A 25077-nucleotide genomic window follows, 5' to 3' on the forward strand; every position below is an offset into this window, starting at 1 on the left:
GGCTTATTCTCGGTGATAAGGGTGTTTAGCAGTAATGCTCCAGGCTCGATAAAGGCTCTCTGCCATTAAAACTCGAACCAATGGATGTGGAAGCGTTAGCGGAGATAAAGACCAACTTTGTTCTGCTGCCGCTTTGCATGCAGGGGCTAAACCTTCAGGCCCACCAATGAGAATAGATACATCTCGTGCATCAAGCTTCCATGCTTCCAGTTGTTGCGATAATTGCTCTGTATCCCAGCGTTTTCCTGGGATATCCAGAGTCACAATCCGATTGCCTTTGGGTACTGCCGCTAGCATTGCTTCGCCTTCTTTTTGTAAGATTCGAGCAATATCGGCGTTTTTTCCACGTTTACCTGCGGTTATCTCAAGTAACTCGAGAGGCATATCGTGCGGGAATCGACGGCGATACTCTTGAAAGCCCTCCTCAACCCATTTCGGCATTTTTGTCCCAACAGCAATCAGTTGTATTTTCACAAGTTAGCCCCAGAGTTTTTCTAGTTGATACAACTCTCGGTGCTCTTCTTGCATGACATGTAGCATTGTAGAGCCCATATCAACAACAACCCATTCGCCTTCCTTTTCTCCGTCCATTCCTAGCGTTTCGATACCAGCCAGTTTAACTTCGTTCGCAACATGACCTGCGATTGAGGATACATGTGTTTTAGAGGTGCCAGTGCAGATGATCATATAGTCGGTGATGCTTGACTTTCCTTGAACATCAATTGTTTTAATGTTCAGTGCTTTCATATCATCTGCTTTATCAGCAAGAAAGTTATTCAGTTCTTCGCGTAGCAAAAGTGCGTCCTTAAAATAGTAAGTGGAAGTTTTTCAACCGGGAATTATAGCACGCTTTTAATGTAAGGCGGGCAAGTTGATAGAAGGCTGGCATAACTCCAAACTTAATTGGTGAATAGTTGGCCAGACTGAAATGTCGTACTGAGTTTTCGTTAATATTTCACATTGCGCTAAGAGCCCTAGGCGGGATTGAATCGCATTGTTTGTCAGCCTAGAGAGTGCACTATTGTAAAGTGGCCGCTTAGACTGCCAGATTCGATATTTATCAAAAACCTGCCCTGCTGGGGAGTTGGCTAATTCACTCTGGAGTTTGAGTAGAAGCAACAGCTCTTTTTGAATCGAGCGAATCAAAATAACAGGTTCAATGGATTCAGCTTCTAGTTGGCGCAGAATACGTTGAGCACGTTTTTCTTTTCCAGCTAATAGCGCATCAACCCAGTGGAACACTGTGAAGTGATTATGCCGGCTTAAAGCTTCTTCAATGCGTATGACTGTCAGTTGGCCATCTGGGTAGAGTAGGGCCAGTTTTTCTAAACTCTGAGATAATGCTAGAAGATTACCTTCATGCCACTGCGCAAGCATTTGTCTTGCTTCTAAATCCGTAATTAAGCCTAATGCGTTACATCGATATTGGACAAATTGAGGCAGTCTTTGGATGTCTGGTGTTAAACAACTGACCCAGCATCCTTGGTTGTTGTAGGCCTTAAACCATTTAGCATTTTCTTGGGGTTTGGTGAGTTTACTGCCAACCACAATGAGAAGAATATCAGAATGCAAAGAGGGTAAGAGTGCAACCAATTCTTTTGAGTGAGCCGCGTTGATACCCGCTTCCGGAACCTCTAATTCGATGACTTGCTTCGATGAAAACAAACTTAAGGCATTGCAACAGTCGTAAACGTCATTCCAATCAATGCTGCTATCGACTGTAAATCTATGATGCTCATCGAAACCCTCTGATTGAGCCTTATTACGAATCGCTTGATAGGACTCTTGAACGAGCAATGGTTCATTACCAAACAGTAGATAGATGTTATGAGACTGTCTATTGAGTTGTTCGGCTAATTTATCGGCGTAGATGCGCATGGTTTAACCTATTTTTCGGTATTGCTCTCAACATCTGTATCGAAGTCAAAAGCTGTTTCCTCAGTCTCAATTTTAATCTCCGCATCATCTAGATTTTGCAGTTGTAGGCTAAACGTCTCATTCAAACACTCTTCTTCATACACTTTACTGTTTGGAACAAATTGTTCTTCAAGGCATCGTTCATGGAGTTCAATGTCAGCTCTTAAGCGACCCATCTGGCGTATAATTTGAGTTGAAGCCAACTTTCGCATTTCATCTTCGATCATGTCACGCTCAACCGATTTCGCTAGTGCAGTTAATGGGTTGTCTAGGTAGCTCCGAGTTACGCTTGTACTAAAAGTTTTAGCACCAAGATCAGGTATGGTAACTCGATATGATGCGCGAAATGTTAGCTCTTTTTCTGCTGCACGAGTGTTTTGATACAAAGAAAGAGTACGTTCACCTACACCTTCACCAAGCAAATGAATATTTGCGACATCTTCACTTGGGATAACAACCTCAACATCATTGAGGCGCAATTGATTTTTTACGACGCGGGTGAAGGTACTGTACTGGTCATAACTGGTTAGAGATAAGGTTGACAGTTCTTCGGGAACGGAATAGTCGCCACGTAATTGGAATCCACACGCAGAAAGAAGGCTAGCAGTTAAGACAACACAAGCGAATTTAAATGAGTTAGAAGTCAGACGCATTTTTAGGAGGCTCTCATTAATTAAAATACTTATCTAATGATTTTTATTCAAAGGAATGAAAAAAAACATGAGATAAGTAAGCAGGGCGAATGGAACAGCCCTGCTTTGTTTACATTTTGGGTGAAATTATTCCTAGCTTGCTGCTACAAGGCGTAATTTCAATATGATGATCAGTTTGCAACGATATTAAGTAGCTTACCTGGCACGTATATCACTTTACGAATGGTCAGGCCGTCTAAGAATTTCATCGCGTTCTCATCATTAAGTCCAAGTTCTTTCACTGCTTCTTCTGTGATATCAGCTGGAACTTGTAGTTTCGCACGTAGCTTACCGTTGATCATGACTACGATAGTCTTCTCGTCTTCAACCAGCGCTTTCTCGTCAAACGTAGGCCATGTTGCTGAGTCTACGTTTGATTCACCAAGGGCCATCCACATTTCATAAGAGATGTGTGGCGTCATTGGGTAAAGCATGCGAACCACTGCTTTCAGAGCTTCATCAAGGATTGCACGATCTTGTGCAGATTCTTGAGGGGCTTTCGCAAGCTTGTTCATCAGTTCCATGATCGCAGCGATCGCAGTATTGAACGTTTGGCGACGGTCAATATCGTCGGTTACTTTTGCGATTGTCTTGTGAACGTCACGGCGAAGTGCTTTTTGGTCGCCAGAAAGTGAAGAAGCATTAACTGCCTCGGCAGCACCCTTAGATGAGTGGGCGTGAACCAATTTCCAAACACGTTTAAGGAAGCGGTTTGCACCTTCAACGCCAGACTCTTGCCACTCAAGCGTCATGTCAGCAGGTGATGCAAACATCATAAATAGACGTACTGTATCAGCGCCATATTTATCAACCATCTCTTGCGGGTCGATACCGTTGTTTTTCGACTTAGACATTTTGATCATGCCTGAGTGCTCAACTTCGCGGCCTTTATCGTCGACTGCTTTTTCGATGCGACCTTTACCGTCACGTTCAACCGTTACGTCAGTCGGTGCAACCCACTCTTTGGTGCCTTTTTCGTTTTCGTGATAGAACGCATCAGCCAGCACCATGCCTTGACATAGAAGCTTTTTGTATGGTTCATCAGACGTCACGTAACCCGCATCACGTAGAAGCTTGTGGAAGAAGCGAGAGTAAAGCAGGTGCATACAAGCGTGCTCGATACCACCGATGTACTGGTCTACTGGTAGCCAGTAGTTCGCTTTTTCTGGATCTAGAATATCGTCCGCTTGTGGTGAACAGTAACGCGCGTAGTACCAAGAAGATTCCATGAACGTATCGAACGTGTCTGTCTCACGTAGGGCAGGTTCGCCGTTGAATGTTGTTTCTGCCCAAGACTTGTCAGCCTTGATTGGACTAGTTACGCCATCCATTACTACATTTTCAGGAAGAATGACTGGCAGTTGGTCTGCTGGTACTGGGTGAACTTCACCGTCTTCAGTCGTTACCATTGGGATTGGCGCGCCCCAGTAACGTTGACGAGATACACCCCAGTCACGTAGACGGAAGTTTACTGTTTTCTTACCTTTGCCTTCAGCTTCTAGCTTCGCAGCAATTGCGTCGAATGCTTCTTGGAAAGCAAGACCATCGAATTCGCCAGAGTCGAACAGTACGCCTTTCTCAGTGTAAGCTGCTTCAGATACATCTAGCTCAGAACCATCTTCTGGCTTGATTACTGGAATGATATCGATGCCGTACTTAGTTGCGAATTCGTAGTCACGTTGATCGTGAGCTGGAACCGCCATTACCGCACCTGTGCCGTAATCCATAAGAACGAAGTTTGCTACGTAAACTGGCACAACACGACCGTTAAGAGGGTGGATAGCTGTTAGGCCAGTATCCATACCTTTCTTTTCCATCGTTGCTAATTCGGCTTCAGCCACTTTCGTGTTGCGACATTCATCAACGAATGCTGCAAGTTCAGGGTTGTTCTTCGATGCTTTCTCTGCAAGTGGGTGACCAGCTGCGATACCAACGTAAGAAACACCCATTAGTGTGTCTGGACGTGTTGTGTACACTTCTAGTGGCGCTTCTTCACCGTTAACAGTGAAAGATAGCTCAACACCTTCAGAGCGACCGATCCAGTTACGCTGCATGGTTTTAACCATTTCCGGCCAACCTTCAAGGTTGTCTAGATCGTCTAGTAGCTCTTGAGCGTATTCAGTGATTTTAATGAACCACTGTGGAATTTTCTTTTGCTCTACTGGAGTATCACAACGCCAGCAGCAACCGTCTTCTACTTGCTCGTTTGCCAATACAGTTTGGTCGTTTGGACACCAGTTCACAGAAGAGGTCTTCTTGTAAACCAGGCCTTTTTCGTAAAGCTTAGTGAAGAACTCTTGTTCCCAACGGTAGTACTCTGGAGTACAGGTTGCGAATTCACGGTTCCAGTCGTAACCAAAGCCTAGAAGTTTAAGCTGGTTCTTCATGTACTCAATGTTTTCGTAAGTCCATGGTGCAGGCGCTGTGTTGTTTTTTACAGCTGCGTTTTCTGCAGGTAGGCCGAATGCATCCCAACCAATTGGCTGCATTACGTTTTTGCCTTGTAGACGTTGGAAACGAGATACCACATCACCGATGGTGTAGTTACGCACGTGACCCATGTGCAGTCGGCCACTTGGGTAAGGGAACATAGAAAGACAGTAGAATTTTTCTTTGTTTGGATCTTCACTTACAACGAAGGTTTCGTTGCTATCCCAGTGTTGTTGAACCTTTTGTTCAATCTCTTGCGGGTTATATTGTTCTTGCATCGATGGTATCCGGTTATCTTGGAATTTGTGAGTTCGGTTAGAACAGAATCTTACAGATCGACATAGAATACCTAAAGGAGCTTGCTACAACAATAGCCAATCTGTCTTGAGGGGGATGTTATGCCAAAACATAAAGCTGGTTATGAAGAGATGTTTGACGAAGTTGTTGATACATTGAAAAGTAGCCCTGAAGAAATCAATCATGTCTTTGAAACTTCAGCCAAAGTTGTGAGTGCTGCTAATGACATGACGAAAGATGAACTTTCTCTGATAAGTGCTTACCTTAAATATGATTTTAAGGAGTTTGCAGATAACTATGAAGAGAGTAAAGGCAGCCCATTCTCTTTGATGATTTCAAACTCTATTTGGCAAGGGCTTCTCGATATTACCGATAGAACCAAAGTAGAGTGGGTAGAGCTGTTTCAGGACTTAGAGCATCAGGGATTGTACCAAGTTGGCGACATGATTGGCTTGGGAGTGCTTATTTGTGATGAGTGCGGTCATAAGGTGCAATACAATCACCCAACAAAAGTTATTCCATGCACAAAATGTGGACACACAGGGTTCACACGTCAAGCGCTTAAGCCTTAACTGCAACATTCGCTGAAACGTAGAATTATTATTAAAACGAAAGGGATCATTAGAATAGCTCTATTGATCCCTTTTGTTATTGCGTTTGTAAAAATAATATATGGATTAAACTTCTTGGTTACTCCGCCGCTTATTAGAAACGATGGTGGCGAGGATAAGGCTCATTAGCGACCAGATATAAAGAGGCCAGGTACCAACGTAGCGATACGGTGTGTGACCCTCTGTAGAGTGTAAGGTGGCATTAAGCACAGCCGTTTCAAACTGCGGTACTTGCTTAATAATATTTCCTTTGAAGTCCGTTACTGCTGTGACACCGTTGTTGGTCGAGCGAATTAACGGTTTACCTAGCTCTTTAGCCCGCATTCGAGCTATTTCCATGTGTTGCAATGGCCCAATCGAATCACCAAACCAAGCATCATTAGAAAGCGTGAGAATAAAATCGGTATCATCGGTGACATTCATTCTCACTTGTTCGTTAAAGATAATCTCGTAACAAAGTGCCGGAGCCATATGTCTGCCATTCGCAATAATATTAGGCTGTACAAAATCACCACGACTGAAAGAAGACATTGGTAAATTAAAGAATGGCGCGATCGGTCTTAGTATATCCTCGAAGGGAACAAATTCACCAAAAGGCAACAGGTGGTGTTTATGGTAGCGTTCATTGGGGTCGTAGTTGTATTCACCGTATGGTGTTGCTCCTATTGCTAGAACGCTGTTGTAGAAGTCATTGTTATCACCTTTGTTTACCACACCTGTAATAATCGACGTTTGATTCATCTTTGCACTCTCATCGAGGTTTCGCAAAAATGATGGGATCTCAAACTCAAAGGCAGGAATGGCCGCTTCAGGCCAAATGATGACATCAGCATCCCAGTTCTCTTTACTGAACTCAACATACTTCATGATTGTTGGCCAGCGTTGATTTGGTAACCATTTACTGGATTGATCGACATTGCCTTGTATTAGAGCGACTTTAGTTGTCTCATCGTAGTTAGGTATCACCCAGTCAATGTTTCTAAGGCTAAATCCCGAAATTAAGATGACGATCGGAATGATCAGAATAGACCATGAACGTTTTAAAATAGCGAAGGCCAATGAGGAAGAACAGAGCAGTATGGCCAGAGTAATAAGCTCGACGCCACCAATAGGGGCAAAGTTCGCTAGAGGTGCATCTATTTGACTGTACCCAAGCCATAGCCAAGGAAAACCAGTCATAATCCAGCCTCGTAACCAGTCTGTGATGAGCCATAAAGCGGGTGCTGCGAGAAAAAAACGATGTCGGCTCAGAGTTGGGAAGAATCGATTTAAAGACCAAGCAAAAAGCCCACTGTACAAAGCAAGGTAGCCCACCAGCAATGCCATTAGGAAAATGCCCGCTATTTTGGGCATGCCACCAAAAACATCGATACTGATATGTACCCAACTTATACCGGTTGCAAATAGGCCGATTCCCCATGCGTAGCCGATAAAAAAACCTTGTTTGGCGGACTGTCCTTGAAGGAGCAAAAATAAGACTAGAGGGCTAATAATGGCTATGGGCCATATTGAAAAAGGAGCGAAAGAAAGTGTCGTTAAGGCGCCAATAAAAACGGCCCCTAGAGGCCGTATTAGGCGATGAGCAATATTATTTGTCATCTATATTTTTCTCGAAAAAGCTTATCTCGATGAAGTAAAGTAATTACAACAATCCCTTTACTCTTCTAGTGGTTCAGGAAGTGGTTCTTCATCTGGTATTGTTACTTGCAATTGCAATACCCGGCGGTTATCTGCAGCAGCAACTTTAAACACATATTGGTTGATCTCTACAACCTCTCCGCGAGAGGGCAGATGACCCAGAGCACTCATCACAAGACCGCCAACCGTGTCTACTTCATCGTCGCTGAAGTTTGTTTTGAATGTGTCATTGAACTCTTCAATTGTCGTAAGAGCTTTGACTGCAAATGTATGTTTGCTTAGTTTGCGAATGTCGATTTCTTCTTCGTCATCAAATTCGTCTTCGATCTCGCCAACAATCTCTTCGAGAATGTCTTCGATGGTCACCAAACCCGAAACACCGCCGAATTCATCAACGACAATGGCCATATGATAACGCTCTTCTCTGAATTCTTTGAGAAGACGATCAACGCGTTTGCTTTCTGGCACCACAACAGCGGGGCGGATAACCTGTTCAATGGTGAAAGGAGCACTGCCTGAGCCTAGGTATTTTAGTAAGTCTTTAGCGAGTAAGATACCTTCTACATGGTCTTTGTCTTCGCTAATGACTGGGTAGCGTGAGTGCTGCGCGTCAGTGATGAGAGAAATAAGTGCATCAAGATCATCACTTCTTTCAACGGTGACTATTTGAGAGCGAGGGATCATGATGTCACGAATTCGCATCTCTGATATCTCCATGACACCTTCAAGCATATCTCGGGTATCATGGTCGATTAAATCATTCTCTTCCGAATCTCTGATGACGTCTACCAGCTCTTGACGATCTTTAGGTTCAGTTTGAAAGAGTTGTCCAAGGCGTCCTAATAAGGACTTTCTACTCGGACCTTCAGCCTTTTCTTTTTTACCTTCCGGCGAAGGGGGAGGATTCTCGTCGTTCATTGCTTCTCATATCTAAAAAACTATCAAATGTGTGATAGCGCACATAGCACCTTTAAAAAATAGAAATCAAAGGCACGGTCTATTGGTCATTTTTACTCCGCTATTCTCGCGAAGTAAAGCTTATCAACTAAAGTTTTTCGTCTATATAAGGGTCTTGAAAGCCCATAGACATCAGGAATTCAGTTTCTAAAGATTCCATCTCTTCAGCTTCATCATCCTCAATATGATCATAACCTAGCAGATGCAAGCTGCCATGTACAACCATATGCGCCCAGTGCGCCATAAGAGGTTTCTCTTGTTCTTTTGCTTCTTGCTCAACAACTTGACGACAAATAATTAAGTCGCCAAGTAGGTCAAGTTCAACGCCTGGGGGTGCTTCAAATGGAAAAGAGAGCACATTAGTTGGCTTATCTTTTCCTCTGTACTGAAGGTTCAGTTGATGGCTTTCTTCAATATCTACAATTCGAATGGTGACTTCAGCATTTGCTTGGAAGTTTGTCACGGCTTTGCTTAACCAGAGATGAATATCGGGCTCGGATGGTAGGCCTATTTCATTCTCAACCGCGAGTTGGAGATCCAGTTCAATTGCCATTATTGATTTTGCTCTTTAACCGGTGGTGTTGCTTGCGTTGAAGTTTGCGCTTGCTCGACTAAATGAGCTTCACGTTCTTCACGTCGACGCTTTTCGTATTCTTTACGTTCTTTCTGATCTTGCATTTCCCATTTCTCATAGGCATTCACAATGCGAGCAACAACAGGGTGACGTACCACATCATCAGAAAGGAAGAAATTGAAGCTGATCTCTTCTACATCGCTGAGAACTTCAATCGCGTGGCGAAGACCAGAACGAGCACCGCGAGGTAAATCGATCTGTGTGACATCTCCGGTAATGACCGCTCGAGAGTTGAAGCCAATACGTGTCAGGAACATTTTCATCTGTTCAACTGTCGTATTCTGGCTCTCATCGAGAATGATAAACGCGTCATTGAGAGTTCGCCCACGCATATAAGCCAGTGGTGCTACCTCGATGACGTTACGTTCAATCAATTTTTCGACTTTTTCAAAGCCAAGCATTTCAAAAAGAGCATCATAGAGAGGGCGTAAATAAGGGTCTACTTTTTGGCTTAAATCGCCCGGTAGAAAACCAAGTTTCTCCCCTGCTTCAACCGCTGGTCGAGTAAGAAGGATTCGACGAATCTCTTGTCGTTCAAGCGCGTCTACCGCCGCAGCGACAGCTAAATAGGTTTTACCAGTACCCGCTGGACCAATACCAAAGCTGATATCGTGAGTCACCATATTGACAAGGTATTGACCTTGATTCGGTGTTCTTGGCTTAATGACGCCTTTTTTGGTTTTAATGAAGACTTCTTTACCGTGCTCTAATGTGGTTTCTTCAGGCTGTTCTAGAACCCCTGACTCCTTCACATTGAGGTGAACCTGTTCTGGTTCGATATCGGGGATATTGCCTCGAACGGGCGCGGTATTCACGTAGAGGGTTTTTAGAATGTCTAAAGCCGCCGCAGCGGTATGAGGCTTACCGACAATCGTAAAAAAGTTATTCCGGTGATTAATCTCGACGCCTAAACGGCGCTCAAGGTGTTTGATATTATCATCGAAAGGGCCGCACAAACTGGCGAGGCGACGGTTATCTGAAGGTTCTAAATTTATTTCTAACGTGACAATTTTTGTGCTCAAAGTAGCCTCTCATAGTGTGCCAATAGCAAAAAGCCCGATTGAAACCGGGCTTTTATTTGACGAATTCCCTAACTCTAAGATGGTCATTGAATGAGAGAATTTCAAGCTTTATGTTGGAACTTTAAATCCAAACTCTATGGCGTAAATGTTGCGACACCAAGCTCATCTTCACGTTTGGTTTGAGCCATCATTTGGGTTGGTGAGATAACAGAGCGAAGATCCATGTCTTTTTCTGTGCGAACAAGCTCACCGCGCAAAGAGTTTGCAAATACATCGACAATTTTTACATCGACAAATTGACCGATAAGATCCGCAGAGCCTTCGAAGTTGACGACACGGCTGTTTTCAGTTCGGCCGCGCAGCTCCATTAGATTCTTTTTAGATGGACCTTCAACGAGTACACGCTGTTCTGTCCCAAGCATTAAACGAGAGTAACGCATTGCTTGAGCATTAACGGTTTGCTGCAGTTCGTATAGACGTTCTTTCTTTGTCTGCTCTGGCAAGTCACAAGGGTAATCAGCGGCTGGAGTGCCTGGGCGCGCGGAGAAGATAAAGCTAAAGCTCATGTCAAAGTCTACAGCTTTGATAAGCTTCATTGTATCTTGGAAGTCTTTATCGGTTTCGCCTGGGAATGCCACGATGAAATCAGAGCTGATCTGAATATCAGGTCGTGCTTTACGTAATTTACGAATGATAGATTTGTATTCAATCGCGGTATGAGGACGCTTCATCATCGTAAGAATACGATCGCTACCACTTTGAACGGGAAGGTGCAGGAAGCTCACGAGTTCAGGCGTGTCTTCGTACACTGCGATGATGTCATCACCAAACTCTAGTGGATGGCTTGTTGTGAAACGGATACGGTCGATACCATCGATAGATGCGACTAAACGAAGTAAATCAGCAAAAGAACAGATGTCACCATCGTGCATAGGCCCACGATAAGCGTTAACGTTTTGCCCAAGCAGGTTAACTTCACGTACGCCTTGTTCTGCCAACTGTGCAATTTCAAACAGTACATCATCCATTGGGCGGCTAACTTCTTCACCGCGAGTGTAAGGAACGACGCAGTATGTGCAGTATTTTGAGCAACCTTCCATGATTGAAACGAATGCCGTTGCACCTTCAGCTTTTGGCTCTGGAAGGTTATCGAATTTTTCAATCTCTGGGAAAGAAATGTCCATGACTGGTGCATCGTCAGAGAGTGAAGACTGAATCATTTGTGGTAAACGGTGCAGAGTTTGTGGGCCAAAAATGACATCGACAAATGGTGCACGCTGACGAATATGGTCCCCTTCTTGGGTCGCTACACAGCCACCCACGCCAATCACAACGCCTTCTTTCTTATCTTTTAGTGTTTTCCAACGACCAAGTTGGTGGAATACTTTCTCTTGCGCTTTTTCGCGAATAGAGCAGGTATTGAGTAGAAGTACATCTGCTTCTTCTGGATCTTCGGTTAGTTCGTAGCCATTGGCAGCGTTCAAGAGGTCGGCCATTTTTGATGAATCGTATTCGTTCATCTGGCAACCCCAAGTTTTGATTAGTAGTTTCTTACTCATTTCTGTTCGCTCGATCGTTAGTTTAAATTAAGGGAGCAAATCGCCCAGTACTTCTCTGCTTAGAGTCTTTCTATTTTTGCAACCCTATAGCAGCAAGCCGCGTATTGTACTGGGCTGGCTAGTAGTTAGCAAGATTCGTGATCTTCTGTAAATTGGGCAATAAATATCTCAAATGATGTGTTGCTTGTGGGGTTCCATTATCGTCATGAAAACGTACAATAAATTTTCAGAATATGGCCTTGGTTAATAACAATGAAAAAGTATGAGATTGCAGTAGTTGGTGGTGGAATGGTTGGCGCAGCCATTGCCATTGGGTTCGCGAAGCAAGGCAGGACGGTAGTGGTAATCGAAAACAAGCAACCTGTTCACTATGACGAAGGTCAGCCTCGCGATATTCGTGTTTCTGCAATCTCTCATGCGTCAGTCTCACTATTGGAGCGTTTAGGGGGCTGGAAACATACGGTGTCGATGCGGGTGTGTCCGTATCGCCGATTAGAAACTTGGGAGCACCCGGAATGTCGAACTCGATTTCATTCAGATTCATTAGGCTTAAATGAATTGGGTTACATCGTGGAAAATAGGCTTATTCAATTGGGGCTTTGGCAAGAGTTTGATCAGTATTCGAACTTGGAACTGCGTTGCCCAGAAAAAGTAGAAACGATGGCGCTTGGTTCAACGAATCAAATTACACTTCAATCAGGGGAAACGATAGAAGCGAGTTGGGTTATTGGTGCTGATGGTGCGAACTCCCAAGTGCGACAGTTCGCGGGTATTGGTATTACTGCGTGGGATTACCGTCAACATTGTATGTTAATCAATGTCGAGACTGAAAAAGATCAGCAAGATATTACTTGGCAACAATTTTTTCCATCAGGCCCTCGCTCGTTCTTGCCCTTAGGCGGACATCACGCTTCATTGGTGTGGTATGACACACCAAAGCGAATTCGACAGCTACAAGCAATGGATGAAGGTGCACTTAGAAAAGAAATCCTAACCCATTTCCCACAGGAACTAGGAGATATTACGGTCACTGATAAAGGGGCTTTTCCATTGACGAGACGACATGCCCAACAGTACGTGAAGAATCGTTGTGTATTGCTAGGCGATGCTGCTCACACTATTAATCCATTGGCGGGGCAGGGCGTTAACCTTGGGTTTAAAGATGTTGTTTCTTTGCTCGATGAGACGGATGGAAAAGAGCTTAATCTTGAAAATTTGTCTCGCTACGAATCAACTCGCCGACAAGATAATTTGGTGATGCAAACAGGGATGGATGTTTTCTACAAGGGCTTTCGCTCTTCGAACCCGCTCATTAAGTTTGTTCGTAATGGCGTGTTAAAGATAGCGGATAATTCTGGAAGGTTGAAAGACGAAGTATTGAAGTACGCGGTCGGACTGAAATAATAGAGTTAGGATTATTGGTTAATGAAAAACAAAAACGCTGCTCAAGGGCAGCGTTTTTCATCTAACTGTTCATCGTTCCATTAAGAATCGATTATTTAGTTACACGTAGAACCGCAGATTCGCCAACAGTAACCGAACCAGAAAGCTTGTTCAGCTCTTTGATTTCGTCCATGTTAGAGATAACAACAGGTGTTAGCGTTGATTTTGCTTTTTCTTCTAGAAGAGCAAGATCAAATTCGATGACCGTGTCACCAGCTTTAACTGATTGACCTTCTTCAGCGATGCGCTTGAAGCCTTCGCCTTTTAGCTCAACAGTATCGATACCGAAGTGAACAAATAGCTCAACACCGTCGTCAGACTCAATTGAGAATGCGTGGTTCGTTTCGAAAATCTTACCGATAGTACCGTTTACAGGAGCTACCATTTTGTCGCCAGCTGGCTTGATCGCAATACCATCGCCAACAATTTTCTCTGCGAAAACGACATCTGGCACATCTTCAATATTTACGATTTCACCTGAAAGTGGTGCGATAATTTCGATTGCACCAGCATCAGCGCTGTCATCAGATACAAGCTTCTTAAGTTTATCAAACAGACCCATTGTGTCATGCTCCTAACGTTTAGTTTTATTCTGTCGAAATATAGTATACCAATCATAATGAATAGACGACTACTTTTAGTCGTCTATCTAGTTGGCATCAGCAGGTTATTGAGTTTTTTCTGCAATAAACTTTTCTACGCACGCTTCAATTTCTGCTGCAGTTGGAAGAGACAGAGCTTCGTCTGCCATTGCTTTCACTTCAGCATAGTTAGAGTTACGGATAACCTTCTTCACTTTAGGAATAGAGATGCCGCTCATTGAGAACTCATCTAGCCCCATACCTAGTAGAAGTAGAGTTGCGCGCTCGTCACCAGCAAGCTCACCACACATACCAGTCCATTTGCCTTCTTTATGAGAAGCATCGATGACTTGTTTGATAACAAGTAGAACCGCTGGAGATAGTGGGTTGTATAGATGAGAAATCATCTCGTTACCACGGTCAACTGCTAGAGTGTACTGAGTTAAATCGTTAGTACCGATAGAGAAGAATGACACTTCTTTAGCTAGGTGGTGTGCGATAGCGGCAGCTGCTGGTGTTTCAACCATTACACCGATTTCGATATCTTCATCGAATGCCAAACCTTCAGCACGAAGCTCAACTTTGTACTCTTCGATTGCTTTCTTAAGCTCACGAATCTCTTCAACTGAGATGATCATTGGGAACATGATACGAAGTTTTCCGTGTGCTGATGCACGTAGAATACCGCGTAACTGGTCACGTAGGATTTCACGACGATCCAAGCTGATACGTACAGCACGCCAGCCTAGGAAAGGGTTCATCTCTTGTGGAAGATCCATGTATGGAAGATCTTTATCGCCACCGATATCCATAGTACGGATGATCACTGACTCGCCTTCCATTGCTTCTGCGACTTCTTTGTAAGCCACGTATTGCTCTTCTTCGGTAGGAAGCGCTGTACGGTCCATAAATAGGAACTCAGTACGGTACAGACCTACACCTTCACCACCGTTACGTAAAATACCATCACAGTCTTTTACCGTACCGATGTTGCCACACACTTCTACACGGTGTCCGTCTAGAGTTTCTGCGTGTAAATCTTTAAGTTTTGCTAGTTCAGCCGCTTCAGCTTCGAAATCAGCTTTGATTTGCTTAGCGGCTTCTAATTCTGCGTCGGAAGGGTTGATGATGATTTGGTTATTCATCGCGTCTAGTACAAGCATGTCGCCATTCTTCACTTTCTTCGTAATATCGTTAGTGCCAACGATAGCTGGAAGCTCAAGTGAGCGAGCCATGATTGAAGTATGAGAAGTACGACCGCCGATATCACAAGCAAAACCAAGAACGTAATCTAGGTTAATTTGCGCGGTTTCTGATGGCGTTAGGTCGTATGCGACTAGGATAACTTGTTCATCGATGTCACTCAGTGAAACGATGTTGATGCCTAGTGCGTTTTTAACAAAACGTGTACCGATATCGCGGATATCTGTTGCACGCTCTTTTAAGTATTCATCATCTAGAGATTCTAGTGCACACGCTTGCTCTTCGATAACGGTGTGAATAGCGTTATCTGCGTGCATTTTGTCTTTCTTGATGAGTGCTAGGATTTCTTCCTCTAGCTCTTCATCTTCAAGAAGCATAATGTGACCTTCAAAGATCGCTTCTTTCTCTTCACCGAATGTCTCAAGCGCTTTTTGCTTGATGGTTTCTAACTGAGCTGAAGATTTGTTACGCGCGTCAAAGAAACATTGAACTTGAGCGTCGATTTGATCGTCTGAAATCGTGTGAGTGTTTAGGACAATTTCATCTTCTTGAAGAAGTAGTGCTTTACCAAAAGCAATACCTGGAGATGCTAGGATGCCTGAAATCATAGCCTTACCTTAAATTGGTCAACTGAAAAAGGGAGAGTTTAACTAAAGTGCTAACGATAAGTTGTAGCTCGTATCATGCTCTATTTCCAATAAAGCCATTTTGCTTTCACAAAATGGCTTTAAGAATAGAAGACCGGAATTAGTGCAGCTGGTCCATTAGTGCAACTAGGTGGTCAACAGCTTTTTGAGCTTGAGGGCCTTCAGCTGAAATCGTTACTTTTGTACCTTTAACTAGGCCAAGAGTTTGTAGCTTGAATAGGCTTTTTGCGCTAGCGCTTTTGCCGTTAGAAGTCACAGTGATATCTGCATCAAAGCCTTTAGCTTCTTTAACAAACTGTGCAGCCGGACGAGTGTGAAGGCCGTTTTCTGCAGTGATTTCTACTTGCTTCTCGTACATGTTATTACCCCAATTGATTTATTTTTTGTTAGTTTAGTAACCTAGTTTTAGCTTAACCCTTTAAACAGATTTCTGCTACCTGAGTAACGTCGTTTCCGTGTCAGAATTGATACTAGATTATAGTTCTACAATCGCGATTCCAATCTGTGTTGGTAATCACTATTGATCAAATTTGTTTATTGCTTCTTTATTTTGAAGCTAAAAATAAAACAGACTTGATAGTACCAAAGGTGCGGCAGGGATCAACAAAAAAAGCCCCTAAAAGGGGCTTTTTCATCTTAAAAATTGATTTGACTACGTATTACTGCTGGTTCTCTTTCTCTCCAAAGATACCTGCAAATAGGGCAGTACTTAGGTAACGTTCACCTGAGCTTGGTAGGACAGTAACAATAGTTTTACCAGCAAATTCAGGGAGTTCAGCGAGTCTGTTAGCTGCAACAACCGCTGCACCAGAAGAGATTCCCGCAAGGATGCCTTCCTCTTCCATTAGACGTTGCGCCATTTCAATCGCTTCTTCAGAAGTCACAGCTTCAACACGGTCTAAAATTTCTAAATCTAGGTTTTCTGGGATAAAGCCTGCGCCAATACCTTGAATTTTGTGAGGTGCTGGCTTAACTTCTTCACCCGCTAGTACTTGTGCAATCACTGGAGATTCTGCTGGCTCTACCGCAACAGAAGTGATCGCTTTGCCTTTCTCGCCTTTAATGTAACGGCTAGTACCAGTGATAGTACCGCCAGTACCTACGCCAGCGACGAATACGTCAATTTCACCATCGGTCGCATCCCAAATTTCAGGTCCAGTTGTTTTTTCATGGATTTGTGGGTTGGCTGGGTTATTGAACTGTTGAAGAAGAAGATACTTGTCTGGGTTACCCGCAACGATTTCTTCTGCTTTCGCAATCGCGCCTTTCATGCCTTTCGCAGCTTCAGTCAGCTCTAACTTAGCGCCAAGAGCCTTAAGAAGTTTACGACGCTCAAGGCTCATCGATTCTGGCATTGTCAGTGTGAGTTTGTATCCACGAGCTGCAGCTACAAATGCCAACGCAATACCAGTATTACCACTTGTTGGTTCAACAAGCTCAACACCTTCTTTAAGTGTGCCTGCTTTCTCTGCTTCCCAAATCATGTTCGCACCGATTCGGCACTTAACGCTGAAACTTGGGTTACGAGCTTCAACTTTTGCAAGTACTTTACCGTTACTTACTTTGTTCAAGCGGACAAGTGGAGTGTTACCAATAGTTTGTGAATTGTCTTCGTAGATCTTGCTCATGTCGATGTTCCTTCATTACACGTTGTGTGAATACGATAAGAAGAATATGCGCTAAGCAAAAAACGGAAAAGGATTAAAAAGTTATAACATATAGAAGCAAGCGAGGTTATTGGTCAGCGCGCAGGTTAAAAAGAGGATTTACCCTGCGCGAAAGAAGGCTATTGATTTTGCTGTTTATATTCTGAAACCCACATGGCTGTAGCACCGCACACTGCAATTGGCATTACGATAAGATTCAATATTGGGATAGTCGTGAAAATACTGACTAATGCGCCGAAACTGTATGTCTTGGTTTGATTTTGTTTCAGATTGTTACGCATTTGGTTGAAATCAACCTTATGGTTGTCGAATGGGTAATCGCAATACTGAACGGAGAGCATCCACGCAGTGAATACAAACCATAGAAAAGGCCCCACGGTTTGTCCTAATGCAGGAATAAGAAGCAGTATGAACAGGCCTAGGGCTTTTGGAGCGATATAGAGCAGTTTTCGCCATTCGCGAGCGAAGATTCGTGGCAGATCTTTGACCAAAGAGAGGATACCTTCGTCATTGATTGGGTTGCCAATTAGGTGCTCTTCGACCTTCTCTGCAAGTAGTCCGTTAAAAGGGGCCGCTATGAAATTCGCTAAGGTGCTAAAAAAATAGGAAAATGTGGCTAAAATAGTCATCACTATTAAAGGCCAAAGCAGGTAACTTAGCCACGATAGAAATTCAGGGAGTCTTCCCATCCATTGTGTAATCCATGAGTCCATATTAGAGAACAGATAAAATAGGGCACCGCCGACGAGAATTATATTTGCAAGTAAAGGTAACAGTACAAATTTCCGAATGCCGGGGGTCAAGGCAAGTGTAATACCGTAGAGAAAATAGCCGAAACCTGAGCGAGAGCCTGTGTGAGAATCCATTCTAAAATTACCTTCTTTAAGTTGTAGGCTATATTTTACTTAACTTTTTCAATAAGAAAAGAGAGTGAAAGTCTAATACAGGTAGAACTTATTGCATTAATTTGTTCTAAATTGGTAGAGAGTTTTGATAGAGTAACGCAAGTATTCAAAGAGTTTTCCTTGATGCGAGAGATAATCACATCGATCGTTCAATGAATTTATCATCAAGTAATTGAGAGTTTAAGTATGCAGGAATTGCGATTCGTCCTTATCGTTGTCGGCGCTCTAGCAATAGCAGCGTTACTGTTTCATGGTTTATGGACAAGTAAAAAGGAAGGGAAAACCAAATTTGGTGATAAACCGCTTGGAAAATTGAATGCAGAAAAAACGGATGAGGAAGCCACGCCTGAACGTGGTTTTGCTCCGGAAGATGATTTTGAAATCGTGCGTAAGACTCGCCGCACACCCGATGCGCAGGAGCGACATGAACTCGATGTTGATCCTCTCATAGACTCTGACCCATTAATTGACAGTTATGATTCCGACCTAGAGGTTGATGCCGCAGAGTCAATAACGGACGAACTTCCTTCTTTCTCCGCCATTGATAGTGATAAGGAATCTGATACGAATGAAATATCTCAAACTGTTCCAGCAGAATTCGAATTTGAGGCAAAGACAGAAGAAGTTGTTACGCTAAAAACGGAAGTTCCTCAAGCGGCTGAAGCGGTTCAGGCAACTGATACGACTCAAGTAACAGATAATAACGCAGAGCCTGAAATGGAAGTGATCGTACTTAATGTCCATTGTGCAGGGGAAGTGCCTTTTGTTGGTACTAAGCTCTTCCAGAGTATGGAGAAAAATGAATTGACGTATGGTGAAATGGATATCTTCCATTACCACGTTGACTCGAGTTCAAATAGTAAAGTTCTATTTAGCGTCGCGAATATGATGCAGCCAGGTAAGTTACAGCATACAGACCCTGCTGACTTTACGACTAAAGGCATTTCTTTCTTTATGACTCTACCGTGTTTTGGAGACGCTGAGCAAAATTTCAATCTTATGCTTAGGACGGCTCAGCAAATTGCTGATGACCTAGGGGGCAATGTTCTTGATGACAGTCGTAATTTGATGACGCCAGATAGACTGTCTGCTTATCGTCGTCAGATACAAGAATTTAAAACAGCAATGCCTGCATAGTGTTAAAATAAACAGATATGCTAAAAATGATAGAGGCTCCTAAGCGGGGGCCTTTTTTGTTGCCGCGATGACAACGTTTAATCACCAGTATTAGAGAATATTATGTCTGACTTAATCCATGACAAATTATCCCAGCTTAGAAATACACTTCATTATCATTCCGTAAAATACTATGTAGAGGATGCGCCTGAAGTTCCAGACGCGGAATATGATCGTTTAATGAAAGAATTACTCGAATTAGAAAGTGATCACCCTGAGCTAGTCACGGTTGATTCACCCAGTCAAAGAGTAGGTGGGACTCCACTTGATAGTTTCAACCAAGTCACTCATGAGATGGCAATGTTATCTCTAGATAACGCGTTTGATGATTCTGACCTTGATGCTTTTCAAAAGCGCGCGAATGATCGATTGGCTGTGGAAAAGGTTGAGAAATATTGCTGTGAACCCAAGCTCGATGGCCTAGCAATAAGCTTACTGTATGAAAATGGCATTCTTGTACAAGCCGCGACTCGGGGAGACGGCGCGACAGGGGAGAATGTTACTGGAAATGCACGAACGATTAAGGCAATTCCACTTAAGTTGCAAGGTGAAGGGTGGCCTACTCGCATTGAAGTTCGTGGTGAAGTTTTCATGCCTAAAGCGGGCTTTGAACGCATTAATAAGGAAGCGTTGAAAAAGGGCGACAAGGTTTTTGTAAACCCAAGAAATGCTGCGGCTGGCAGCCTTCGTCAGCTTGACTCAAAAATTGCCGCAATGCGTCCTCTTAGTTTTTACGCCTACAGTGTTGGTATTGTCGAAGGGGGAGAACTGTCTGATAGTCATTATCACCGCTTTCTTCAGCTCAAAAGTTGGGGACTGCCAATGTGTGCAGCAACCAAGCAAGTCGATAATTTAGATGACGTTAAAGTGTATTACAAAGAGATCTTAGAAAATCGAGATGATTTAGAGTACGAAATTGACGGCGTTGTTATTAAGGTTGATGACATCGCTAAACAGGAATCTCTGGGTTTTGTTGCTCGGGCTCCTAGATGGGCAATAGCCTATAAATTTCCAGCTCAAGAAGAGTTGACCATACTCAATGATGTTGAATTTCAAGTAGGGCGAACGGGGGCGGTGACTCCGGTCGCTAAACTTGAACCTGTTTTTGTTGGTGGCGTCACCGTTAGTAATGCGACTTTGCACAACGCGGATGAAATTGAACGTTTAGGTGTGAAGATTGGCGACACCGTTATTATTCGTCGTGCAGGTGATGTGATACCACAAATCGCCTCCGTTGTGCTAGAGAGAAGAAATGACGACTGTCGAGATATCATTTTCCCTTCACAATGCCCGGTCTGTCATTCTGATGTTGAGCGTATCGAAGGTGAAGCCGTAGCACGTTGTAGTGGTGGGCTTATATGTCAGGCTCAAAGAAAAGAAGCGTTTAAGCACTTCGTTTCGCGTAAAGCGCTTGATGTCGATGGATTGGGTGTAAAAGTAATAGAGCAGTTGGTTGACCGAGAAATGGTTTCAACCCCCGCGGACTTATTCAAGCTCTCCGCCGGCGTTTTAACCGTGTTAGATCGAATGGGACCCAAATCGGCACAAAATGTTGTTGATGCATTGAACAAAGCGAAAGACACAACACTGTCTCGATTCATCTACTCATTGGGTATTCGAGAAGTGGGTGAAGCGACCGCCAATAATCTCGCCCAACACTTTTTGACTTTAGACGCCATTCTAGAAGCAAGTCACGAACAATTACTGGAAGTTGATGATATTGGCGAGATAGTCGCTTCCCATATCACAACATTTTTTTCTCAAGAGAAAAATCTAAAAATTACAGCCGACCTGATTGAATCAGGCATCACCTGGCCTGAAATCTCTGAACCTGATGGCAGCAATCCTAAACCGCTAGATGGAAAAGTTGTCGTCTTAACTGGCTCATTATCTCAACTAAGCAGAACTGAGGCGAAGGAAGCGCTACAAGCCCTTGGCGCCAAGGTGACTGGAAGTGTATCCAAAAAGACGGACATACTTTTTGCGGGCGCAGCCGCTGGCTCTAAGTTGGAAAAAGCACAAGCACTAGGCGTTGCTATTCAATCTGAACAAGATTTGGTCGAATTGATGAAAAAATAGATCCTAAAAAAAGATAAGTCATCTAAAAGGGTTCTTTGTGTAATGCAAAGGACCCTTTTTTAATGGGCTGAATATAGTCTTCAATCTATCTGCATATGTGCATTTTAAATAGAGTGATGAGGCTCAAATTCTTTGTTAATTGCTCTTAACTTACGGGATCAATGCGATCGACTTCAAGTTATTCCATAGGGTGGGCCTATTTAAGTTGTTGTTTTTTATGTATTTTTGTTTTGTTCTTGATAGTTCACTTTATTTATCCGATCTTGATCACTAAGTTGATAAAACTTTGGGTTGAGTCATATTTTTTTAGATAAAAATAAAGTTCTCGTTGATATTTTTTGATGCAAAGTTAGTCTGTAACTCATGGATACACGGTGTGTATGCAGGAAATAAGAAAATCAAAAATTAATGACTAATTTAGATTTTCGACATAGGAATTGTTTTCTCCCTTCGGCGGCCAACTTAAGGTGAGAAATATAAAACAGCTATATATCCATTTTTTAGGAGTTTTTTCCATGGACAAAATGTTTAAACGTACACTTTTAGGCGCGGCAGTTTCTCTTGCTGCTGTATCTGGTTCTGCTAACGCTGCTATCGAACTGGCTGGTCAAGCTGTTCAATTTTACGGTCAAGCAGCAGGTAACGTCACTCTTATCGATGCTGGTTCTAGTAAATCAGTAGGTGCAGACCTTGAATCACGTATCGGTTTCCGTGGTGTTGTAGAGTTTGATGATATTACTCCAAACTTCATCTGGCAGATGGAAGGTGGTAACGCGAACAACGGAACTAACACTGGTGGTTTAGGTGCTCGTGATACTTACCTTGGTTTTGATTTTGAAGGTGTAGGACAGTTCAAATTCGGTCGTCAACTTGTTGCTGCATACAACTACGTTGATTGGCCTCACTCAAACCCTGGCCTTGGTAACGTATTCGATTGGAATAACGATATTGGCGGCGGTTACCAAGATCGTGCAGATAGCGTTCTTCGTTACGACTCTGCAACTTGGAATGGTTTTAACTTCCAAGCTACATTGAGCAACATGACTCAAGATACACAGCAAATGGTATCAAGTGTTGGTGCCTCTTTCACTAAAGGTGTGTTTAACATCCACGCTGGTTACTACAACCAAGGTGACTATGAAGCTGGTGTAGACGAGCCAACGAAATTTGGTGTAAACGATAACGGTGATGTTATCGTTACAGAAGAATGGACTAAATGGGACACTGCTGGTGGCGCTAATAATACACAAACGGTTGCTAAGCGTAACTACTCAATCGTTGGTGGTGCATTATACTTAGGTGACGTAACTCTTACTGCTGCGTATAAAGCGATGGAAGTAGGTGATGCATCTCAGAATGCTATTTCTGCAACAGCCCAGTACGTAATTGACAGCAAGTACGTTCTAAAAGCTGGTTATGCGGCAACGGATGATGCAAAAGGTACAGACAACACTGCAGATACTGCTATCTCTGTTCGATTCGGTTACCTATTACCTAGCTCATACTGGTACATCGATTCTCGTAACTACCAAATCCGTACTGAAGCAAATGGTTACTCAGGTGACTGGGCAAACCGTATCCTTCTTGGTACAGAATACTACTTCTAATCAGTTACATAGCTGACTTTATTATGTAGTATTAACGAGCACCTTGCATACAGGTGCTCGTTTTCATTTAAAGGAGAAGTAAATGAAAGTAATAAATAAGATGTTAGTTGTTGGTGCCATGATTACTTCATTCGCTCCTATGGCAGCTGTTGATTTAACCATCGATAGAAACATTTCTGCACTAGTAGTGAATGGTGAAGAGGTTGGCTTTTCATTTACTAAAAAAGAGCAATATGTATTCGAAAATGGCCCAAGCCAAATCGTTCTGCGTGTGGAGCAATTAGTAGAAAACCTTGGTGAGAAAGAGAAGTTTAATTCTCAGCCTGTTGTTTTAACCTTTGATAGTAAAGATGACTCTTTAAAAGTGAGTACTGGGTATAAAATTAGTCGCACAGAGCAAGCTGATGATTTTAATAAAGAGCCTCGCTTTATAGTGACTGATAAATCAGGAAAAGAGGTTAAGGTTAAGCAGGATATTTTACCTGCATCTAGCGGTATTTCACGAGATTATCTGAAAGAGCTTGCACGATATAATTCTAAAAACTCAATAACTCTTCCCGTAGCGACAACGGCGGCTATTGCGACTAATACAGGTGAAACGCAAAAAGTGTCTAAGCCTGCAAGTAACGATTCTAAATCGACTCAAATGGTTGAATACTGGTATGAAAAAGCGTCATCTCAAGATAAGGCGCAGTTTACAGATTGGGCGTTTGATAATCGCAATACCCAAGATCTGGAAGCGGTAAGTGGAACTAAAGAGATAGAAATGGCAAGTTATTGGTTCTCACAAGGGACTGTTGCTGAGCGCAAAAAGACTTTAGCTTGGCTGCTAGAGCAAGAATAAAATAGAAGCAGGCGTATGTGTATAGTACGCCTGCTTAACTATTATACTCGTTTACCATCATTCAAATCACACATCAGACTTGTTACTCTTTCTACCTTCCCGCTTTCTAACTGGCAATCTATCAACGGGCCAGATTGTGAGGTTCCCGAATTAGCAAAAGCCGTAGAAGCAAATGCTAAGCTTGCCGTGAATAGAATTATACTCATTATTCTCATCTCATTTCCCCATGACTCTCCTAGCTAATGTCACTTTATTTAGCTGTCTACGTACAATGACTATCGAATACGTACAACTGATCTATCGCTTTTATTTAGAAGAACCTCCTTTTTGAGCGCAGACATGTTGTGGAACGTAATCCGTCTTGTCACCCACTTTACATTCAACCCATGGCCCCATTTCACTGTGTCCGACATATCCTGCAAACACTGAAGCTGTGAACATTAATGTTATCATTGCTATCATTAGCTGTTTCATGATCTTTCTCCATTCTTCTCTGATTGAGACAGAAATAGATACGTTAAAGTGATGAGAAAGATCACAAAAATAGACTAATTTTGTTCTTTTTAGTTAGTTTTTTCTTCTTCTATAATCAATTCAATCCCTTGTACGTCTGTAATGATGACGCTAGAGTTGCGCTGAATTGGCGTGGATGTCACCGCTTTCCATGTCGTATCGCCAAGCTTAATTCTACAACTGCCTTTGGGTAGGTCTTCTTCAACGATTATAGTTTGGCCAATCAACTGTTTCTCTTTTTGGTTTAATACTCGTTTTTGATCACTCTTAGCGTCTGAAGTCAGTTGCCTTCTCCACCAAAGCCAGGTTGTGATTAATGAAAATACGCCAAAGCAGACCCATTGCAGTTGCCAACTCATTGGTAGTGCTAAAAGAATGACACCTACCATCAGCGCCGATAAACCCAACCATAGGAAATAACCCGCAGTGCCAAGCAATTCAATCGCGAGTAGTGCAAGACCGAATGCAAGCCAATGCCAGTGATTGATCGATTCAAATAGTTCCAACACAGTTATCACCTATTTGTCATTTGAACTGTCTGTTTTAAACATCTCAGCAATGCCCGCCACAGAGCCCATTAATCCAGTGGCCTCAAGAGGAAGCATTATGATTTTTCCATTTTCAGCCTGACCAATCGATCTGATGGCTTCGGTAT

General features: G+C 43.0%; 24 protein-coding genes and 1 pseudogene. 6 read left to right on the top strand and 19 right to left on the bottom strand.

What is annotated here, in order from left to right; translation table 11 throughout:
- Positions 1-3: 3 nt before the first annotated feature.
- The 5 genes from rlmH to leuS form a co-directional block, all read right to left on the bottom strand.
- Positions 4-474 (bottom strand): 23S rRNA (pseudouridine(1915)-N(3))-methyltransferase RlmH, encoded by a 471-nt coding sequence (rlmH, locus tag BCU12_RS18635; protein ID WP_102405752.1) that lies wholly within the window; start codon positions 472-474, stop codon positions 4-6.
- A 3-nt stretch (positions 475-477) separates the two neighbouring features.
- Positions 478-795, bottom strand: coding sequence for a ribosome silencing factor (rsfS, locus tag BCU12_RS18640; RefSeq protein WP_102405753.1), 318 nt, complete (start codon positions 793-795; stop codon positions 478-480).
- A gap of 57 nt (positions 796-852) precedes the next feature.
- Entirely contained in the window at positions 853-1878 is a 1026-nt protein-coding gene (holA, locus tag BCU12_RS18645; RefSeq protein WP_102405754.1) for a DNA polymerase III subunit delta, read from the bottom strand.
- Between the two features lie 8 nt (positions 1879-1886).
- Positions 1887-2570, bottom strand: coding sequence for an LPS assembly lipoprotein LptE (gene lptE / locus BCU12_RS18650; protein WP_102405755.1), 684 nt, complete (start codon positions 2568-2570; stop codon positions 1887-1889).
- Positions 2571-2740: 170 nt separating this feature from the next.
- Positions 2741-5317 carry a leucine--tRNA ligase gene (gene leuS / locus BCU12_RS18655; protein WP_102405756.1) on the bottom strand — a complete coding sequence of 859 codons (2577 nt, stop codon included), beginning with the start codon at positions 5315-5317 and terminating at the stop codon, positions 2741-2743.
- A gap of 120 nt (positions 5318-5437) precedes the next feature.
- Here leuS and BCU12_RS18660 point away from each other — a divergent pair, with 120 nt between their 5' ends.
- The gene (locus tag BCU12_RS18660) at positions 5438-5908 is read left to right on the top strand and encodes a zinc ribbon-containing protein (RefSeq protein WP_102405757.1); all 471 of its coding nucleotides are present in this window, start codon (positions 5438-5440) and stop codon (positions 5906-5908) included.
- Positions 5909-6013: 105 nt separating this feature from the next.
- On the opposite strand, the gene lnt is transcribed toward BCU12_RS18660, so the two are convergent.
- The 5 genes from lnt to miaB form a co-directional block, all read right to left on the bottom strand.
- Positions 6014-7546 carry an apolipoprotein N-acyltransferase gene (lnt, locus tag BCU12_RS18665; protein WP_102405758.1) on the bottom strand — a complete coding sequence of 511 codons (1533 nt, stop codon included), beginning with the start codon at positions 7544-7546 and terminating at the stop codon, positions 6014-6016.
- A gap of 57 nt (positions 7547-7603) precedes the next feature.
- A complete protein-coding gene (gene corC, locus BCU12_RS18670; RefSeq protein WP_102405759.1) occupies positions 7604-8503 on the bottom strand; it encodes a CNNM family magnesium/cobalt transport protein CorC in 900 nt (299 codons plus the stop codon).
- 127 nt (positions 8504-8630) lie between these two features.
- Positions 8631-9095, bottom strand: a complete 465-nt coding sequence (ybeY, locus tag BCU12_RS18675; protein ID WP_102405760.1) for an rRNA maturation RNase YbeY — start codon at positions 9093-9095, stop codon at positions 8631-8633.
- On the bottom strand, positions 9095-10198 hold the full coding sequence (locus BCU12_RS18680; protein ID WP_102405761.1) for a PhoH family protein: 1104 nt from the start codon (positions 10196-10198) through the stop codon (positions 9095-9097). The genes ybeY and BCU12_RS18680 overlap by 1 nt, the downstream gene beginning before the upstream one ends.
- Positions 10199-10332: 134 nt before the next feature.
- Positions 10333-11757: a tRNA (N6-isopentenyl adenosine(37)-C2)-methylthiotransferase MiaB gene (gene miaB / locus BCU12_RS18685; protein WP_102405762.1), complete on the bottom strand. Its 1425-nt coding sequence runs from the start codon at positions 11755-11757 to the stop codon at positions 10333-10335.
- Between the two features lie 252 nt (positions 11758-12009).
- Between miaB and BCU12_RS18690 the strand changes: the two genes are divergently transcribed.
- Positions 12010-13161, top strand: coding sequence for a 2-octaprenyl-3-methyl-6-methoxy-1,4-benzoquinol hydroxylase (locus BCU12_RS18690; RefSeq protein WP_102405763.1), 1152 nt, complete (start codon positions 12010-12012; stop codon positions 13159-13161).
- A 91-nt stretch (positions 13162-13252) separates the two neighbouring features.
- Here BCU12_RS18690 and crr read toward each other — a convergent pair whose 3' ends face one another.
- The 5 genes from crr to cysZ form a co-directional block, all read right to left on the bottom strand.
- Entirely contained in the window at positions 13253-13762 is a 510-nt protein-coding gene (gene crr, locus BCU12_RS18695; RefSeq protein ID WP_102405764.1) for a PTS glucose transporter subunit IIA, read from the bottom strand.
- Positions 13763-13867: 105 nt separating this feature from the next.
- A complete protein-coding gene (gene ptsI, locus BCU12_RS18700; RefSeq protein WP_102405765.1) occupies positions 13868-15592 on the bottom strand; it encodes a phosphoenolpyruvate-protein phosphotransferase PtsI in 1725 nt (574 codons plus the stop codon).
- 139 nt (positions 15593-15731) lie between these two features.
- On the bottom strand, positions 15732-15989 hold the full coding sequence (locus BCU12_RS18705) for an HPr family phosphocarrier protein (protein WP_102405766.1): 258 nt from the start codon (positions 15987-15989) through the stop codon (positions 15732-15734).
- A gap of 301 nt (positions 15990-16290) precedes the next feature.
- Positions 16291-17259: a cysteine synthase A gene (gene cysK, locus BCU12_RS18710; protein ID WP_102405767.1), complete on the bottom strand. Its 969-nt coding sequence runs from the start codon at positions 17257-17259 to the stop codon at positions 16291-16293.
- Between the two features lie 158 nt (positions 17260-17417).
- The gene (cysZ, locus tag BCU12_RS18715) at positions 17418-18164 is read right to left on the bottom strand and encodes a sulfate transporter CysZ (RefSeq protein WP_102405768.1); all 747 of its coding nucleotides are present in this window, start codon (positions 18162-18164) and stop codon (positions 17418-17420) included.
- 225 nt (positions 18165-18389) lie between these two features.
- On the opposite strand from cysZ, the gene zipA reads away from it, so the two are divergent.
- The 4 genes from zipA (at position 18390) to BCU12_RS18735 (ending at position 23909) form a co-directional block, all read left to right on the top strand.
- Complete coding sequence (gene zipA / locus BCU12_RS18720; RefSeq protein WP_102405769.1) at positions 18390-19340, top strand: cell division protein ZipA; 951 nt, start codon at positions 18390-18392, stop codon at positions 19338-19340.
- 102 nt (positions 19341-19442) lie between these two features.
- Complete coding sequence (ligA, locus tag BCU12_RS18725) at positions 19443-21458, top strand: NAD-dependent DNA ligase LigA (RefSeq protein ID WP_102405770.1); 2016 nt, start codon at positions 19443-19445, stop codon at positions 21456-21458.
- Between the two features lie 515 nt (positions 21459-21973).
- Positions 21974-23065, top strand: coding sequence for a porin (locus BCU12_RS18730; protein ID WP_102405771.1), 1092 nt, complete (start codon positions 21974-21976; stop codon positions 23063-23065).
- A gap of 82 nt (positions 23066-23147) precedes the next feature.
- The gene (locus tag BCU12_RS18735; RefSeq protein ID WP_102405772.1) at positions 23148-23909 is read left to right on the top strand and encodes a DUF2057 domain-containing protein; all 762 of its coding nucleotides are present in this window, start codon (positions 23148-23150) and stop codon (positions 23907-23909) included.
- 41 nt (positions 23910-23950) lie between these two features.
- On the opposite strand, the gene BCU12_RS23540 is transcribed toward BCU12_RS18735, so the two are convergent.
- The 4 genes and pseudogenes from BCU12_RS23540 to BCU12_RS18745 all read right to left on the bottom strand — a co-directional run.
- Positions 23951-24115, bottom strand: a complete 165-nt coding sequence (locus tag BCU12_RS23540; RefSeq protein ID WP_206748382.1) for a hypothetical protein — start codon at positions 24113-24115, stop codon at positions 23951-23953.
- Positions 24116-24215: 100 nt separating this feature from the next.
- The gene (locus BCU12_RS23665) at positions 24216-24350 is read right to left on the bottom strand and encodes a hypothetical protein (protein WP_277871291.1); all 135 of its coding nucleotides are present in this window, start codon (positions 24348-24350) and stop codon (positions 24216-24218) included.
- 122 nt (positions 24351-24472) lie between these two features.
- Positions 24473-24931 carry an NfeD family protein gene (locus tag BCU12_RS18740; RefSeq protein ID WP_102405773.1) on the bottom strand — a complete coding sequence of 153 codons (459 nt, stop codon included), beginning with the start codon at positions 24929-24931 and terminating at the stop codon, positions 24473-24475.
- Between the two features lie 9 nt (positions 24932-24940).
- Positions 24941-25077 (bottom strand): annotated as a pseudogene (locus BCU12_RS18745) (SPFH/Band 7/PHB domain protein); the annotation flags it as partial.

The sequence above is a fragment of the Vibrio sp. 10N.261.55.A7 genome (assembly GCF_002877365.1).
GTDB lineage: Bacteria > Pseudomonadota > Gammaproteobacteria > Enterobacterales > Vibrionaceae > Vibrio.

Bases quoted from the DNA above. Each gene is read 5' to 3' on its own strand.
- holA (WP_102405754.1), bottom strand. From the start codon at position 1,878: ATGCGCATCTACGCCGATAAATTAGCCGAACAACTCAATAGACAGTCT.
- lptE (WP_102405755.1), bottom strand. From the start codon at position 2,570: ATGCGTCTGACTTCTAACTCATTTAAATTCGCTTGTGTTGTCTTAACT.
- leuS (WP_102405756.1), bottom strand. From the start codon at position 5,317: ATGCAAGAACAATATAACCCGCAAGAGATTGAACAAAAGGTTCAACAA.
- BCU12_RS18660 (WP_102405757.1), top strand. From the start codon at position 5,438: ATGCCAAAACATAAAGCTGGTTATGAAGAGATGTTTGACGAAGTTGTT.
- lnt (WP_102405758.1), bottom strand. From the start codon at position 7,546: ATGACAAATAATATTGCTCATCGCCTAATACGGCCTCTAGGGGCCGTT.
- corC (WP_102405759.1), bottom strand. From the start codon at position 8,503: ATGAACGACGAGAATCCTCCCCCTTCGCCGGAAGGTAAAAAAGAAAAG.
- ybeY (WP_102405760.1), bottom strand. From the start codon at position 9,095: ATGGCAATTGAACTGGATCTCCAACTCGCGGTTGAGAATGAAATAGGC.
- miaB (WP_102405762.1), bottom strand. From the start codon at position 11,757: ATGAGTAAGAAACTACTAATCAAAACTTGGGGTTGCCAGATGAACGAA.
- BCU12_RS18690 (WP_102405763.1), top strand. From the start codon at position 12,010: ATGAAAAAGTATGAGATTGCAGTAGTTGGTGGTGGAATGGTTGGCGCA.
- crr (WP_102405764.1), bottom strand. From the start codon at position 13,762: ATGGGTCTGTTTGATAAACTTAAGAAGCTTGTATCTGATGACAGCGCT.
- ptsI (WP_102405765.1), bottom strand. From the start codon at position 15,592: ATGATTTCAGGCATCCTAGCATCTCCAGGTATTGCTTTTGGTAAAGCA.
- BCU12_RS18705 (WP_102405766.1), bottom strand. From the start codon at position 15,989: ATGTACGAGAAGCAAGTAGAAATCACTGCAGAAAACGGCCTTCACACT.
- cysK (WP_102405767.1), bottom strand. From the start codon at position 17,259: ATGAGCAAGATCTACGAAGACAATTCACAAACTATTGGTAACACTCCA.
- cysZ (WP_102405768.1), bottom strand. From the start codon at position 18,164: ATGGATTCTCACACAGGCTCTCGCTCAGGTTTCGGCTATTTTCTCTAC.
- zipA (WP_102405769.1), top strand. From the start codon at position 18,390: ATGCAGGAATTGCGATTCGTCCTTATCGTTGTCGGCGCTCTAGCAATA.
- ligA (WP_102405770.1), top strand. From the start codon at position 19,443: ATGTCTGACTTAATCCATGACAAATTATCCCAGCTTAGAAATACACTT.
- BCU12_RS18730 (WP_102405771.1), top strand. From the start codon at position 21,974: ATGGACAAAATGTTTAAACGTACACTTTTAGGCGCGGCAGTTTCTCTT.
- BCU12_RS18735 (WP_102405772.1), top strand. From the start codon at position 23,148: ATGAAAGTAATAAATAAGATGTTAGTTGTTGGTGCCATGATTACTTCA.
- BCU12_RS23540 (WP_206748382.1), bottom strand. From the start codon at position 24,115: ATGAGTATAATTCTATTCACGGCAAGCTTAGCATTTGCTTCTACGGCT.
- BCU12_RS23665 (WP_277871291.1), bottom strand. From the start codon at position 24,350: ATGTTCACAGCTTCAGTGTTTGCAGGATATGTCGGACACAGTGAAATG.